This is a genomic window from Sporotomaculum syntrophicum (assembly GCF_009932395.1).
GTDB classification, from domain to species: domain Bacteria; phylum Bacillota; class Desulfotomaculia; order Desulfotomaculales; family Desulfallaceae; genus Sporotomaculum; species Sporotomaculum syntrophicum.
In genome coordinates, this window is record NZ_LSRS01000001.1 from 178,201 (window position 1) to 193,129 (window position 14,929).

16 protein-coding genes are annotated in these 14,929 nt (G+C 46.7%); 1 reads left to right on the plus strand and 15 read right to left on the minus strand.

The features are described 5' to 3' along the window. Positions 1-95 precede the first annotated feature (95 nt). The 10 genes from aroA to SPSYN_RS01000 form a co-directional block, all read right to left on the minus strand. The gene (aroA, locus tag SPSYN_RS00955; RefSeq protein ID WP_161820633.1) at positions 96-1,382 is read right to left on the minus strand and encodes a 3-phosphoshikimate 1-carboxyvinyltransferase; all 1,287 of its coding nucleotides are present in this window, start codon (positions 1,380-1,382) and stop codon (positions 96-98) included. A gap of 37 nt (positions 1,383-1,419) precedes the next feature. Beyond that, positions 1,420-2,514 (minus strand): prephenate dehydrogenase, encoded by a 1,095-nt coding sequence (locus SPSYN_RS00960; RefSeq protein ID WP_161820634.1) that lies wholly within the window; start codon positions 2,512-2,514, stop codon positions 1,420-1,422. Then, a complete protein-coding gene (aroF, locus tag SPSYN_RS00965) occupies positions 2,508-3,536 on the minus strand; it encodes a 3-deoxy-7-phosphoheptulonate synthase (RefSeq protein ID WP_161820635.1) in 1,029 nt (342 codons plus the stop codon). Before aroF ends, SPSYN_RS00960 begins: the two co-directional genes overlap by 7 nt. 306 nt (positions 3,537-3,842) lie before the next feature. After that, positions 3,843-4,202 (minus strand): chorismate mutase, encoded by a 360-nt coding sequence (gene aroH, locus SPSYN_RS00970; protein WP_161820636.1) that lies wholly within the window; start codon positions 4,200-4,202, stop codon positions 3,843-3,845. A 13-nt stretch (positions 4,203-4,215) separates the two neighbouring features. Next, a complete protein-coding gene (locus tag SPSYN_RS00975) occupies positions 4,216-4,635 on the minus strand; it encodes a HutP family protein (RefSeq protein ID WP_161820921.1) in 420 nt (139 codons plus the stop codon). A gap of 40 nt (positions 4,636-4,675) precedes the next feature. Beyond that, a complete protein-coding gene (locus SPSYN_RS00980; RefSeq protein WP_161820637.1) occupies positions 4,676-5,134 on the minus strand; it encodes a hypothetical protein in 459 nt (152 codons plus the stop codon). A 54-nt stretch (positions 5,135-5,188) separates the two neighbouring features. After that, positions 5,189-5,635 (minus strand): hypothetical protein, encoded by a 447-nt coding sequence (locus tag SPSYN_RS00985; protein ID WP_161820638.1) that lies wholly within the window; start codon positions 5,633-5,635, stop codon positions 5,189-5,191. A gap of 88 nt (positions 5,636-5,723) precedes the next feature. Continuing rightward, a complete protein-coding gene (locus SPSYN_RS00990) occupies positions 5,724-6,449 on the minus strand; it encodes a pseudouridine synthase (protein WP_161820639.1) in 726 nt (241 codons plus the stop codon). A 58-nt stretch (positions 6,450-6,507) separates the two neighbouring features. Continuing rightward, positions 6,508-7,047 (minus strand): spore maturation protein, encoded by a 540-nt coding sequence (locus tag SPSYN_RS00995; RefSeq protein ID WP_161820640.1) that lies wholly within the window; start codon positions 7,045-7,047, stop codon positions 6,508-6,510. 5 nt (positions 7,048-7,052) lie between these two features. Next, entirely contained in the window at positions 7,053-7,643 is a 591-nt protein-coding gene (locus tag SPSYN_RS01000) for a nucleoside recognition domain-containing protein (protein WP_161820641.1), read from the minus strand. A 172-nt stretch (positions 7,644-7,815) separates the two neighbouring features. Between SPSYN_RS01000 and SPSYN_RS01005 the strand changes: the two genes are divergently transcribed. Beyond that, positions 7,816-9,093 (plus strand): FAD-dependent oxidoreductase, encoded by a 1,278-nt coding sequence (locus SPSYN_RS01005; protein ID WP_161820642.1) that lies wholly within the window; start codon positions 7,816-7,818, stop codon positions 9,091-9,093. A 227-nt stretch (positions 9,094-9,320) separates the two neighbouring features. On the opposite strand, the gene ytfJ is transcribed toward SPSYN_RS01005, so the two are convergent. The 5 genes from ytfJ to SPSYN_RS01030 all read right to left on the minus strand — a co-directional run bounded on the left by ytfJ (position 9,321) and on the right by SPSYN_RS01030 (position 14,918). Further along, positions 9,321-9,734, minus strand: coding sequence for a GerW family sporulation protein (gene ytfJ / locus SPSYN_RS01010; protein WP_161820643.1), 414 nt, complete (start codon positions 9,732-9,734; stop codon positions 9,321-9,323). Between the two features lie 41 nt (positions 9,735-9,775). Beyond that, positions 9,776-10,474 (minus strand): DUF2953 domain-containing protein, encoded by a 699-nt coding sequence (locus SPSYN_RS01015; RefSeq protein WP_161820644.1) that lies wholly within the window; start codon positions 10,472-10,474, stop codon positions 9,776-9,778. Positions 10,475-10,634: 160 nt separating this feature from the next. Next, positions 10,635-11,612, minus strand: a complete 978-nt coding sequence (gene trpS, locus SPSYN_RS01020) for a tryptophan--tRNA ligase (RefSeq protein ID WP_161820645.1) — start codon at positions 11,610-11,612, stop codon at positions 10,635-10,637. 51 nt (positions 11,613-11,663) lie between these two features. Further along, positions 11,664-12,278: a site-2 protease family protein gene (locus tag SPSYN_RS01025; protein WP_161820646.1), complete on the minus strand. Its 615-nt coding sequence runs from the start codon at positions 12,276-12,278 to the stop codon at positions 11,664-11,666. Further along, positions 12,279-14,918, minus strand: coding sequence for a CBS domain-containing protein (locus SPSYN_RS01030; protein ID WP_161820647.1), 2,640 nt, complete (start codon positions 14,916-14,918; stop codon positions 12,279-12,281). Positions 14,919-14,929 lie beyond the last annotated feature (11 nt).

A 14,929-nucleotide genomic window follows, 5' to 3' on the forward strand; every position in this document is an offset into this window, starting at 1 on the left:
GAAAACAATACTCCAGTTATTTTCGACATGCTACTGGAATATCCTCTTTAAGATAAAAAAATAAACCTGAAAAAAGTGATATCCTTCCAGGTTTATTATTGCACACTTAGCAGATTTAATGTATTAAAAAATGCAGGAAAGGAAATGTTTACACACTCTGCCGACTTGATTTTTGTAATCCCCCGGGCATGTAAGCCGGCCACGGCAGCAGCCATTGCCAACCGGTGGTCGCCGAAACTTTCACATTCCGTTCCCTGCAAAGCCCGGCCACCCCGGATAATAAAGCCGTCCTCCTGCTCAATTATGTCAGCGCCCATTTGACTAAGCAGTTTAACCACGGTTGTAATCCGGTCCGTTTCTTTATAACGCAGTTCGGCGGCATCACGCACCACCGTTTCCCCTTCCGCCAGAGCCGCAGCAACAGCTAACGCAGGCAATTCATCGATAAGGTAAGGAATAATCGCCCTGTTAATAGTTGTGCCTTTCAAACGACTGCCGCGTATTCTAATATCCGCCACCGGTTCACCGCTTACCTGGCGCTCATTGAAGATAATTATATTGGCACCCATTTCCTTAAGTACCTCCAGCGCTCCGGAGCGGGTGGGATTAATGCCCACATTGCGTACCGTCAAGTCCGCGCCCGGCACCACAGCACAGGCCACTAATAAAAATACTGCCGAGGATATATCACCGGGTACAACTACTTTACATCCTTGCAATTTTGGTCTGCCCCATACCGATACTTGCTTGTCCTTAACCTGTATCCGGGCACCAAAATAACTCAGCATCCGCTCAGTGTGGTCTCTGGAGCGGGCCGGCTCAATTACCGTAGTCGTTCCGTCAGCAAACAAACCGGCCAGCAAAACAGCAGATTTAACCTGGGCGCTGGCCACCGGTGACCGGTAGGTGGTGGAGCAAAGAGCACCACCTGTTATAGCCATGGGTGCATAAGCATTTCCTCCCCTGGAGGTTATCCGGGCACCCATCGCAGACAGCGGCTTGATAACCCGCTGCATTGGTCGGCGGCGCAATGAGGCATCGCCGGTGAGCACCGAAAAAAACGGGCAGCCGGATAATATGCCCGCCATTAAACGCATGGTAGTGCCTGAATTACCTGCATCCAGCACGTTCTCAGGTTCCTGCAGCGCATTTAGCCCGCCGCCGCGCACAACCACCCTGTCTTTCTCTATATGCACCTCTACCCCCAGGGATTTTACCACCTGAATGGTTGACAGGCAGTCCTCACCAGGTAAAAAGTTTTCAATTTCGGTTTCTCCTTCAGCCAGCGCACCCAGCATCACTGCCCGGTGGGATATGGATTTATCCCCGGGCACCTGCAAATCACCGCGCAGAGCACGCACCGGAGTTATGGCAATTTCCACAAAATATCGTCTCCTCTATCACTTTAACTACCATATGCTATACCTTCCGGCGACATTTAATCCCCCTGGCCTGGAACAACTCCATAGCCCTGTCCTGCTCTCCAGCAGTAGCGAAACCAACTCGGATGGTACCCCCGTACCCCTCCCGGGCTCGCAGTATTTCTATTTCCACTATATTGATACCCTCTTCGCCCAGCATTCCGGCCAGACCTGCAATAACTCCAGGACGATCCGGCACGCTGACTACAATTTCAAATATGTAGGGTAGATAGCCTTTAGGCCTTAAGGGCAATTTTTTTCTAACCGTACTGGCACTAGATAATATGTGCATCATTTTTTCCACATCCTGCCGGCGCAGGGCAGCCTCGAGCCTATCCATGGCACTGCGCATATATTCAAGTGCCTTCAGCACCTGTTCACTATTGGACATAAATATATCTCGCCACATGCTTGGACTGCCGGCAGCGATCCTCGTGGTATCCCGAAATCCCCCCGCAGCCAGCGCCATAGCTTGTTCGCCAACCGCCATTTCCGCCACCGCAGTAACAAGGGAAACAGCCATGAAATGGGGCAGGTGACTGATGGCTGCTGTCACCAGATCATGCTCCTGGGGGGACATTTCCATTACTACTGCTCCGATGGCCTGTACCAGCCGCCGAACAGTTTCCAGTGCGCAGGTATCTGTCTCCGGTGTAGGAGTTAATAAGTAAAAAGCGTTTTCAAAAAGATAAGGATCGGCACCGCTAAAGCCCGCTGTTTCGGCACCGGTCATGGGATGACCGCCGACAAATCGACCGCCGCTAATACATTTCCCGGCCTGTCTCACCACCTGTTCTTTGGTACTCCCCACATCCGTGACCACTGCGCCTGGTTTTAAATACTGTTTTATTTCTGTTAACAAGTGCTGCGCAGCTCCCACCGGCACAGCCAGGATAACCAAATCCGCACCGGAAACGGCTTCCGGCATGGCGGCCGCCTGGTGAACTGCGCCTGCAGCCAGGGCCATAGACAGGTTATCCTGGTTCACATCTACACCGCAGATATGCTCTGCCAATTTGCGTTCAACAAGCGCCAGTCCCATTGAGCCGCCAATCAGACCCACACCAATAATGGCGCAGCGTTTTATTAACATGGCAAATGACCTATTTGTTTACCCATTAACCCGGCAATATCGTTTAATTGCTGCATCAGTGCCCGGAAATTCTCCGGGTTTAAAGACTGGGGTCCGTCACATATGGCTTCTGAGGGATTGGGGTGCACCTCGATTAACAGTCCGTCCGCTCCCGCTGCTATAGCAGCCCGGGACATGGGCTCAACAAACCGCCATTTACCAATTGCATGACTGGGGTCTACGATTACCGGCAGGTGACTTAAATATTTTATTACCGGCACTGCGGTAAGGTCTAAAGTATTTCGGGTGTAATCATCAAAGGTGCGGATACCCCGCTCGCAGAGTATTACTTCACGGTTCCCCTCGGCCAGAATATATTCCGCTGCCAACAGCCATTCCTCTATGGTAGCTGAGGAGCCCCGTTTCAGCAATACCGGCTTGCCTGCCCAGGCAATCTCCCGCAGTAAAATAAAATTTGACATATTGCGGGTGCCGATTTGCAGAATATCAGCATATCTGGCCACTAATCCTACCGTGCGAGTATCCATTACTTCGGTAACAATACGAAGACCCGTGCGTTCCCGGGCTTCAGCCAGCATTTCCAACCCCTTCTCTTCCAGGCCCTGGAAGGAATAAGGTGAGGTGCGCGGCTTAAAGGCCCCGCCCCGCAACAGGGTAGCTCCGGCTTCCTTAACAATTTGAGCTGTCTGCAGCAGCTGTTCCCAGCTTTCTACGGCGCAGGGACCGGCCATTACATGGATAGTATCCCCGCCTATGGATAAATCCCCTACTTTTATAATAGTAGGCTCACTTTTATAAGCCCGGCTGGCTAATTTGTATGGCTGTAGAATAGGAACCACCTTTTCCACGCCCGGCATAGCTTCGAGATTTAAATCAGTCAGCCTGGTTTTATCGCCGATGGCTCCTATAATAGTTCTTTCCACACCCCGGGAAAGGTGAATTTGAAAACCTGCCTTTTCTAATTTCCTTAAAATGTTATCTATATCATAGTTTTCTACATTGTGAGTCATCACAACGATCATTATTAAGCCTCCATTTTATACAACTATTGGGTTAGATTAGTTGTATTATACTTAGGTTTAATATATATTAAACATTTTATTAAACACTGGGGTTATAAAGTCGCCTAAAAATGCAAAAAACTCCCCAGGGGAGTGATTATGTTTTCATATTACATCGCCCCCTACCATACTGCCATGCTCCATAAAGTAATTATTAACTAGACAACTAAACCATACTACCGTGCAAATATAATAACATTTTTGATTTTCCCGTGCAACAGCATTTGTACTTGATGAACCGGCATACCTGCCTAAGACAGGCATGCTTTAAATTAAGTCCGGACGAAGACGGGCGGCATCGCCCAGGTAGACATGCTTGATCTCACTTGGTCCCATACAGGTATTAACCAGCATGAGCACCCTGATACACCGGCGAAGGCTGCCGGGAACGTCTATTTCCAGGGCACACATCATGGGTACCTGGCTAAAACCGGCTATTTCTCTGACCGCAGTAGCCGGAAAAGCACTATTTAAATCACTGGTTACAGTAAATAAAACACTTACGATATCCTCGATAGCCAGGTTGTTATTTGCGGTTAGCATAGCCTCAACAAGCTTTTGGGCAGCGACTCCAATTGCTTGTGTCGTGTTTTCGTCGACCGTAATCGCGCCTCTGATACCGCGCATTACCTTACCCATCTTAAGAAGATACTGCCCTGTGGCCAAGGCCGATAGCTACTTCATCCAGGTGGAGCATACCAACCCCGAAGAAAACAGCCACACTGATATGATCCTGGTGCCTGGCGATGCCTATTTTACCGCCCACATTCAGACCCAGAGCTTTGGTCATTACCTGGGAAATAGCCTCCCTGGTTGCACCGGCTACAGCTCCTTCATCGGCGTGCACTTCGCGAATTACTCCCTCCCGCTTGGCTGCTACCACGGACCGCTCAATAATTTTATTTACTGAGGCGATAAAATCGCCTCCGTGGTCTACAGCTGCTGTTTTAATGCCTGTTTTTAAATAAACCAGCTTTAGCTCCTTTTCCTGTTCCCGGCTATCTGTAAGGGCCATTTTAATAGCGGCCCGGGCGACTTCCCTGCTGCCTAAAGGCGCCATCACTAAACACCTCCACTAGCTTAACGATTGATCTTGGTAGTTAGTCTATCACCACTGTACCGATTTTTTTAATTGTCCCCTGCACATCTATAACAGTACCCACTACCGGCTCCCGAACATTACCATAAGTTCCGATTATTTTAAAGGAAACAGCATGCTCATAAAAACCGGTATCAATGGCCAGCTCATCACCATCATTAACGGGTACGGTCACATAGCGATGTTCAAAATAACTCTTTTTTTCCCCGTTTACAAGCACTGCGGCCCTGGGTAAAGCAATATAATCCAATAACTGAAAAGTTACCAGGTTATGCAAGTCAGATTGCGCAGGACCAAGATTACCCTGGTCAGTTATAGTTTTATCTGCTTTACTAATAACCTGCAGCGCCGGGTCGTTGGTAAACCATTGCACGGAAACAAGCATAACCGCACATATAACGACAAACCTTAACAACCAACGTTCTAATCTAACACCCCAGAAAAGAAAATCTTTACGCACGGCATATCACCTTTCTTTTTAACATGATATATGCCGTTTATTTAATGATTATTATTACAAGTTGTGTTTTCTTTCTAGGCGCGCGACATAGTTTTTCATTTCCTTACTAACCTTGAATAAAAAACGTTCCAGGTCGTAGCGTGACATAACTATACTTGCCGGTTCAATAACCTCAATTTTACAAAAGCTCTCCCGGACAATAAAACGCAGCAAATCCTCTATATTATCTGCTGTTACAGTGATAATAACCGGCGCGTAAGCAACATTAACTTCGTTCTCGTCATCCCAGACAGTATAAACTTCAATACTTGTATCGATATCATCAATATGTATGCCTTGAATCGGTACATTTCTAAGCAGCGCTACTTGCTGTTCCCGAACCTCCTCGGCAGCCCTATCGACAGGTTTGCCACCAAATAAAAACCGTCCGGGCCGACCCTGCCCTTTAAAATCTAACCTGACTTTAACGCTAATTTCTGTGTCTGGATTGAATTCAGCCACGTATTTATGCACCTCCGAGCAGAGTTTTGTTCATAATTCTATGCTAGGAGCGGGATATCCTGCCGCCAGTACCAGGATAAACAAATAATCAAGATATTTTTACCATCTTCATTAACATTTTAACTTCACGGTTTGTCAAATGCCGATAACGACCTCGTTGCAAATCCCCTATTTTTAAAGGGCCGATACTTATTCGCCGTAAGCTAAGCACCTGGTGCCCGATATGCTCGCACATGCGGCGCACCTGCCTGTTTTTGCCTTCATGGACGGTTATTTCAAGCAGTGCAGTATCATCCCCCAAGTTCTTCAGCATCCGTACTTTAGCCGGAGCAGTAGGGCCGTCTTTCAGCACCACCCCTTTAGCCAGTTCTTCCAACCTATTCTTGTCAGGCACTCCCTGTACTCTTACCTGGTAAGTCTTAGGTATCTCGTGACGCGGGTGAGTTAAAGCATAAGTTAATGCACCATCGTTGGTTAACAGCAATAATCCTTCGCTATCATAATCCAAACGGCCGACCGGGTAAACGCGCTGTTTTATACCGCTTAATAAATCAATTACCTTACGCCGCCCCTGGGGATCAGTGACCGTACTTACATACCCGGCAGGCTTAAATAACAAAATGTATACTTTTTTCTCAGGTTTACGCACCGGTCGGCCATCGACCTCCACCCTGTCACGCAGCGGGTCTATTTTAAAGCCGGGCACAATTACTTGCTTGCCATTCACCCGCACCTTTCCCTGAGCTATTAGCTCTTCACTGCCACGACGTGAAGCTACTCCGGATCTGGCCATGAATTTTTGCAACCGCTCCAACGCTAAATCACCTCAACATGCATTTTACCACAATTTTCTGCAAAATAAAAAGTTCCGGCTAGGCCGGCCCAAATAACTTATGTGCAATATAAACAGAAGCTATTAGAGTGGTAAAATCAGCGCAAAGCCCGGAAATGATGGAATAACGGTACCGGGAAATCCCCACCGACCCGAAGTATAACGTTAACACGTAAAAAGTGGTGTCTGAGCTGCCTTGCATCGTTGAAACCAGGCGGCCAATGAAACTATCCGGACCATATGTTTTTATGATGTCGGTAGCTATGCCCAGCGAAGCACCACCCGAAAGAGGGCGCATAATGGCATGTGGCAACACTTCAGCAGGAAATCCCACCAGGCTTAATACCGGCGCCAACACAGCTGTCATCATATCCAATGCACCGGAAGCTCTGAATATACTGATAGCTACCAGCATCGCAACTAAAAATGGTATGGTCTTAATGGCAGTACCAAAACCTGCCTCTGCTCCTTCCACAAATTTTTCATATACATTGACACCGCGAAGCATGGCCAGCAAAGGTACCAGCAATAGCACAATTGGAACTGCCCAGCGAGATAGATCGGAGACGATACCAAACAATTATCTCACCTCCTCCGGTAATACAGGTAACGCAATAACCTGTCCATACAAATAGCAGCAGTCATACCCATTGTTGTAGCGAAAATTGTAGTGCCTACAATCTCAGTCGGGTCTGCTGAGCCGTATATTAACCTAATACCAATAATGGTGGTGGGTATAAGTGTAATACACGAGGTATTTAAGGCCAGGAATGTGCACATGGCGTCGGTAGCCTCTTTAGAATTTCCCCGGTTTAATTTTTGCAGCTCTTGCATAGCAATTAAGCCCATCGGTGTAGCGGCATTGCCCAGCCCCAATATATTGGCGCTCAAGTTCATGACAATTGCCCCCATCGCCGGGTGATCTTTTGGCACACTGGGAAAAAGAAATCTGGTAATGGGCTGTACCAGCCGGGCTAGCGCCTGAACCAAGCCGGCAGCCTCAGCCAATTTCATAATACCCAGCCAAAAAGTAATGATAGCGATTAAATCAAGCGAAGTCTTAACCGCTACCTGCGCACCTTCCAGAGCTGCCTTGGTCACCACTTCCACATGTCCGTTAATAGCAGCTACCAAAACACCAATGACCATCATAGCCATCCAGATATAATTGACCATACTCTTGTCCTCCACCGGCATAATGTTTTAGATCATTCCCTTAACAAAAAAAATATGTTCCGGTTGTCCGGAATATGTATCAATACCAAAATTTTGCATTAATGAAACTTTATTAACATAAGGGAATATGATGTTATAGAGAGCAGTTAGCCCTCTAGAGGGGGATAAGAATATGCAAGTTATAATTGTTGGAGGAGGCTGGGCAGGCTGTGCATCAGCCTATGCAGCTAAAAAGGCAGGCGCAGAAGTAATGCTGCTGGAAAAAACCGATATGCTGCTGGGTACCGGTTTGGTGGGTGGCATTATGTGTAACAACGGGCGGTTTACCGCCCTTGAGGAAGCCCGCGCTCTAGGTGGGGAGGATTTTATTGCTTTAATTGAATCCGTTTTTAGACACCGGTTTCTCGATTTTCCAGGACACCGGCACGCTATGCTCTACGATGTAACTAAAATCGAACCGGTAATACGAGACTTTTTAACCCGGTGCGGTGTAACGATAAAACTGCAGACCAGAATGACAGAAGTTTTCGTCAGTGATGGATATATAAAGGGGCTGGTAACAGCTAACGACGAAATACTGCACGGTGATGTTTTTGTGGATACCACCGGCTCGGCGGGACCTGCTAAAAATTGCACCCGTTTCGGCAGTGGCTGCGCGATGTGCATATTACGCTGTCCTAGTTTCGGACCACGTGTAAGCCTTACCGCCAAGGCAGGACTGCCGGAAATCAAGGCCGGGGAAAACTTTGCTCACTTTGAAGCGATGAGCGGTTCATGTAAGCTTGATAAAGGTTCCCTGGATGCAAATTTAGTACAACAGCTAGAGCATAACGGCGTGCTGGTTATTCCCTTGCCTCCGTCCATGTACAAGGATGATTTGCTGAGCAGCAAAGCCTGCCAGCAATATGCTCTAACTGAATTTGCCAGAAATTTAGTAATTCTGGATACCGGTCACGCTAAACTAATGACTCCGTTCTTCCCTTTAGAAAAATTACGCACTTTGGAAGGGTTTGCCAACGCAAGATATGCCGATCCTTATTCGGGCGGCAGGGGTAATTCAGTGCGCTTTATGGCCATGTGCCACTGTAATGATGCCTTACAAGTGGATGGCGTGAAGAATTTGTTTTGCGCCGGTGAAAAAACCGGCCCGCTGGTGGGGCATACCGAGGCTATTGTTACCGGCTTTATTGCCGGTTACAACGCAGTGCGACTGCTGGCCGGATTGGTCCCGCTAGTTTTGCCGGATGATTTGACAGTTGGAGATATCATCTCTTATATGCACCGGGAAATTAAAGAAACCGCAGGACTAAGTAAAAAGTATACTTTCTCCGGCTCGGTTTACTTTGAGAGAATGCAAAAAAAAGGATTATATAACACTAATACCTCAGAAATATATGAGCGGGTGAGCCGAGCCGGGCTCAAACAACTGCTTGATAGGAGCCTTGTATAACAGCAAAATACCGTTCCATATAATTTAAAAACCGGGAGTACTCCCGGCCTTTCACATTTGCCCCAGATATTACAGCTATACATAGTAGCTTTAGGTATTCTATAATCAATATGTAGTTAGCATTAGTCATCTTCCTAACGTAATCCCCGATTTCGGGGATTTTTTTTTATTTATCATGCAAAGGTATGGATTATGAAATATATGTGCTCAACACCTTGCAGTACTGGTCAATACTGCTCCTGGTTAGCACGCCGGTCCAATATGCCTTGAATCTGAGTAAATACCTGTGGCGCTAAGTCAATAAGCCTGTCCAGTGTAGCATTGCCGTCTACCGGAATTAAGCGCACTTGACCATTGCCCGCTACTAGAAACCCTACCGGTTTGACAGATACGCCGGCACCGCTGCCACCGCCAAAACCAGGCATTTGGCTTTCGCCGTTATCATCCTTATCACTACCGCCATAGTCAAATTCACCACCGCCCGCACCAAAACCGCAAGCTACCCTGGATATTGGAATAATTACATTTCCGTCGGGAGTTTCCACAGGGTCACCCACCACGGTATTTACATCAACCATTTCTTTTATGCTTTCCATGGCAGTTTTCATTAGACCTTCAATGGGGTGTGTTTGTTCAGGCATAAATATCCAGCTCCTTTATCATGCTGCAACTATTGAATAATTTACCCTTTATGGCCCTTGTTATGCATTAATTTTTTTCTGTTTTTAACTAAAAGCCAGGCAGCCATAAATCCGGTAATGATCAGGTATCCCATACGGAAGCTAAACACACAGTTTAAATGTGTTGCTATTACCCGCGCGTCAAATACAGGGATAATTTCCAACTCCGGTTTGGGTAGTGGTTTTTTAAACCGGCGATAAAGATAAGCGGTAGAGTTGGATTTTATTGCCCATAACAACCCCACAGCAACGCCTGTTTGGTCCGCCTGCCACATGCCTATCCGGGTCCACCAGCCAAACCGGTGCAATTTGATAGTCGACAGCATAAAACGGTAGGCAGGTTCAGTGGCACGGTAAACATTCATCGCCTGTTTATATATATCAAGTACCCGGCCGGCTGAAATACTGGTCTTCTCTTTAGCTAAAACGTCACCGGAGCGCTTAGACAACTTGGCCCGCAGTTTAAATACCGGGGCGAATCTGTTGAAAACCAACTTTAGCGTAGATAACCGCAAACGCAATTTCAATAAGCCCCACAAAAAAGACAGGCTTACACTTGTGCCCGGTGTGGCAAAAGTTATCGATGTATTGGGTATCTGATCATCTCTTTCCTTAAGCACATATCTTATATGCACTGTAACCGGTGCGATCAGCAGCAACAATAGCAAAATAAGCACCAGTGCTAATATTAAGTACCACATGCTGCACCTCATGCCTTATATTACCGCTATCTGGTCTAAAATATGCGTAACTAAAAAAGGGTCGCCATTGAAATAAACTTGGCCGACCCCTTCTAATAAATTACACACGGTAGTTTTATGTGCATAAATTAAAGCAATGTTTGTTGTCTTAAACCACAGGTTATTTATAATTTTGGTAATCAAGACCCACATTGTGGCGCGCACGCTCTAGATATACTGTCGCCGCCTGTCTAGCCTTGAGAGCACCTTTTTGCATAGTATCCAGTACATATTGCTTGTCCCTTACCAAAGCATCCCTTTCTTTCTTATAGGGAGCAAAGTAATCACGAATAACTTCAAATAGTTCCTTCTTGATGTCACCATACCGCAATCCCGGGGTAAGGAACCTTTCTTTAAGCGCTGTCTTACCTTTTTCATCCAGGAACAAAGTATACAGATCATAAAGCACATTGCCTTCGATTGGTTTTGGTTCGTCTACAGGTGTGGAATCAGTTTTAATGCCCATCACCTTTTTACGCAGTGTTTTTTCATCAGCGAAAATTTCTATGGTATTACCATAGGATTTGGACATTTTTTGGCCATCAAGACCCGGTACAGTGGCAAAATCCTCCTCAATATCCGCCTCAGGCACCACAAAGGTTTCACCATATGTATTATTAAACCTGATAGCCACATCCCTGGCAATTTCCAAATGCTGTTTTTGATCTTTACCCACAGGTATCTTGTCCGCCCCGTATAGCAAAATGTCGGCAGCCATCAGCACGGGATAAGAGAACAATCCATGACTCGCCGGAATACCCTTAGCAGTTTTATCCTTATAAGAGTGAGAGCGTTCCAGCAGCCCCATACCGGTGATATTTGACAACATCCAGGTCAGCTCGGTTACCTCCGGTACATCACCCTGAACCCAGAAAACCGATTTATCCGGGTCCAGGCCTAAGGCTAAGAAATCACAGGCCGCATCAAAAGTCTGTTTCCTTAACAGAGCAGCGTCAAATACGGATGTCAGAGCGTGATAATTGACCAAAAAGCAAAATAACTCATTGTTTTGCTGGTAATTAATCATTCTGTTCATCATCCCGAAATAGTTACCTAAATGCAAAGCGCCCGATGGCTGTATACCGGAAAGAATACGCATGATAAGTCTCCTTTTCTGTTAAATTGTAGATAGAAGAAGATTGTTTGAAGACTAGATTATATTACTAATCATTAATAATATATTAATTACAAAACTAACCAGAGGCCATAATATCTTGCCTAATAGTCCGGTAAAAAGCAGTAACATCAGTATAATAATACCATAGGTTTCCATACTGTAGATAAATTGTGACTGTCCTGGCAAAAGCCCCGCTAAAATCTTCGAGCCATCCAGAGGAGGTACCGGGATTAGGTTGAAAATAGCCAAAATAACATTAATTTGCATAGTAAGATATAACAAGTAATCTATGTAACCAGCATTGAACAGCCCCAAACCAAGTATTAAGGACGCAGCCAGAGCCACCAGCATGTTGGCGGTTGGACCGGCAAGCGACACCAGCAGCATGCCCCGTTCCGGATCGGTTCGTAAATTATATGGGTTTACCGGAACCGGCTTAGCCCAGCCAAACTTAAACAGAATCATCATTAGAAAACCCACCGGGTCAATATGGGCCAGGGGATTAAGCGTCAGGCGGCCCTGGTTCCGGGCCGTGTTATCACCTAACCGGTAGGCCACCCAGCCATGGGCGAACTCGTGAAAGGTCAGGCTGATTAATATTACCGGCAATAAAAGCAACAATTCAGACAAACTGGGCAAATCAAACATTTACTCGCTCCTTTTAGTCACCCGGGCAAGGTAATCCCGCATAAAAGCCTGCTCTTCTTCCTCAGTGTCCAAATTGCCGTCAAGCTTTTCCCGCCATAAAGCATCCAAGACTTCCCGGTAAACCGGTCCGGGACGGTAGCCCAAGTTTCTAATATATTCTCCGCTTGTTTTTGGTTTACTATCCCTAATTATATTGAGCAGTTGTCTAAAACGTTCCTGAGACTCTTCATCATTCAAAATTGCCAGCAACAAAGGTGAGCTTTCCCAGGGCATTTGAAGCAGTATTTGAGCCTGCTGACTGACCTTTAAATGCTGCGGCTTCTGCCGGAGCACGTCTGCAGACCGGTTCCATCCCTGGAGCGCGGCCAGCAGTTTTTCGGTCGACCTTTTATCAACTGCATACTGCTCACAGACAGCACGGGCCACCTCGGCATCAGACCGGTGCAAGATAGCAATTAAATAAACCAACCACCGTGGTTCAGGCACCTTCATACCCCAATCGATGATTTGCTGTAGAGCACGGTGCAAATTCATAAGAGCCGGCTCAATCTCACTGTAATTAACCCCGGGGAAAATAAAAGGCCAAACCGCCAATTCATTCATGCGCCGCAGCATAATTCCGGCTTGAGGTTCTAAAAAAATATGTTTTAACTCTTCCCCAATACGTTCATTGCTCACCCTGGAGAGCACATCACGGTTCACCGTTTCATTAAGAAATTTTAATGTTTGCGGCTCAATTTTAAAGCCATACCGCTGCTCAAAACGGATCGCCCGTAGTATTCTGGTGGGGTCTTCGATAAAACTTAAATTGTGCAGCACCCTGACCGTGTGCTCCTGCAAATCTTTCCGGCCATCAAAAAAGTCTATTAAGTTACCATAACTACTTTCATTTAAAGCAACAGCCATTGCATTTATGGTAAAATCACGCCGGTATAAATCCTGGTGCAGCGTAGAGCTTTCAACCTGGGGCAAAGCTGCCGGATAGGCATAAAATTCCACCCGTGCAGTAGCCACATCTATTTTGAAATCATCAGAAAAAAGGATTTCCGCAGTACCAAAGTTCTGGTGCTGTCTAACCCGGGCATCGTATAATTTAGCCAGTTCTTCCGCCAGCAGTATACCATTACCCTCTACCACCAAGTCAACATCCAGGCTTTCCTGGCCCAGTAATATATCACGTACCACCCCGCCTGCGGCGTAAATCTTGTACCCCATGCGATCGGCTATTTGGCCGGCTTCTTTTAAAATACCTTGTACAGTAGGGGACAGAGTCCGCTCCATAATCAAGCCAATATTGTAAACAGACAACCCCTCCTGCCCATGATGGTTATAAATTATCCGGTGCCTGGTCTGCACTTCCCCATGCAGTGTGCGCAGTATATCGGTACGAGAAACAATACCCACAATTTTACCGGCCTCTACCACAGGCACCCGGCCGATATCGTGATTAATCATCAAATCCTGCAGTTCAGACACAGGCATATTGCCGGGCACGGATATAACCCGGACAGTCATAAAGCCCTTTACCGGGGCATGCCCCAAACCATGGTGGATAGCTTTTTCTACATCCCGACGGGATATGACACCAATGAGCTTTTCACCTTTTACCACGGGAAAACCGGTATGGCCATAGCGTAGCATAATCTGCCCTGCCTCAGCAATACTCATTTCCGGTGCCAGGGTTTTGACCGGTGAAGTCATAATATCGGCAGCACAAATAGGAGGCTGTATCTTATTATATATAACAGTTAGTAGTTCCTCGGCCACATCTCCTGCGACACGGTTTTTAACTACAGCAGCCGCGGCGGCAGCATGTCCACCACCACCAAAGTGCTCCAATATATCTGCAACATTAGCCTGGGGTATACTGCTCCGTCCCACTATATGCACCCGGTCCTCCATCTCAGCCAGCACAAATACAACATCCAGCTGCTCAATTTCGGCAATGGTATGCGCTATCACCGCCAGGCCGACCACATACTCATCCGTTTTGGTACCAGTCAATAACACCTTGGCACCATTTACTTGATACTGGCGGGTATTCACCAGCAAATCCTTGAGCAGTTCTTTTTGTTCATTGGTCATTGGCCGGGTAAGAAAATCAGCCACCACCGCCAGGTTGGCTCCTTTTTGCAGTAAAAATGAAACTGCATCCACATCGCGGTGAGTCGTACTGGTGAAGACCAGTGAACCGGTGTCACTATATATGCCCAAACATAAAATGGTGGCCTCTAAGGAGGTAAGCGGTAAACCTGACTCCCTGATTTTTTCCACCAGCAGGGTAACCGTTGCCCCTACAGTATCCACTACCTCCAAGGAACCCCGTATATCGCCATCTGCCCAGGGATGATGGTCATATATATGCACGTCCACACCAGGTTGGTTTAAAATCTCGGCTACCTTACCCACCCGGCGTTGGCTTTTGGTATCAACAATTATTACCCGCTTGACTCGCTTCAAATCAATTTGCTTTAAACTGTGTATATTTATAGTGTCTTTATGCAGCGACATAAATTCTTCTGCATTGCGGGACATTTTGCCGGGCAAAACCAACCTGGCATCGGGATATAATTTTTGGGCTGCCACCATGGCTGACAGTCCATCCATATCGGTATTGGTATGGGTGGTAATAATTTCCACTATGTGCCTCC

Bases quoted from the DNA above. Each gene is read 5' to 3' on its own strand.
- SPSYN_RS00960 (WP_161820634.1), bottom strand. From the start codon at position 2,514: ATGTTAATAAAACGCTGCGCCATTATTGGTGTGGGTCTGATTGGCGGC.
- aroF (WP_161820635.1), bottom strand. From the start codon at position 3,536: ATGATCGTTGTGATGACTCACAATGTAGAAAACTATGATATAGATAAC.
- aroH (WP_161820636.1), bottom strand. From the start codon at position 4,202: ATGCGCGGTATCAGAGGCGCGATTACGGTCGACGAAAACACGACACAA.
- SPSYN_RS00975 (WP_161820921.1), bottom strand. From the start codon at position 4,635: ATGGCGCCTTTAGGCAGCAGGGAAGTCGCCCGGGCCGCTATTAAAATG.
- SPSYN_RS01000 (WP_161820641.1), bottom strand. From the start codon at position 7,643: ATGGTCAATTATATCTGGATGGCTATGATGGTCATTGGTGTTTTGGTA.
- SPSYN_RS01005 (WP_161820642.1), top strand. From the start codon at position 7,816: ATGCAAGTTATAATTGTTGGAGGAGGCTGGGCAGGCTGTGCATCAGCC.
- ytfJ (WP_161820643.1), bottom strand. From the start codon at position 9,734: ATGCCTGAACAAACACACCCCATTGAAGGTCTAATGAAAACTGCCATG.
- SPSYN_RS01015 (WP_161820644.1), bottom strand. From the start codon at position 10,474: ATGTGGTACTTAATATTAGCACTGGTGCTTATTTTGCTATTGTTGCTG.
- trpS (WP_161820645.1), bottom strand. From the start codon at position 11,612: ATGCGTATTCTTTCCGGTATACAGCCATCGGGCGCTTTGCATTTAGGT.
- SPSYN_RS01025 (WP_161820646.1), bottom strand. From the start codon at position 12,278: ATGTTTGATTTGCCCAGTTTGTCTGAATTGTTGCTTTTATTGCCGGTA.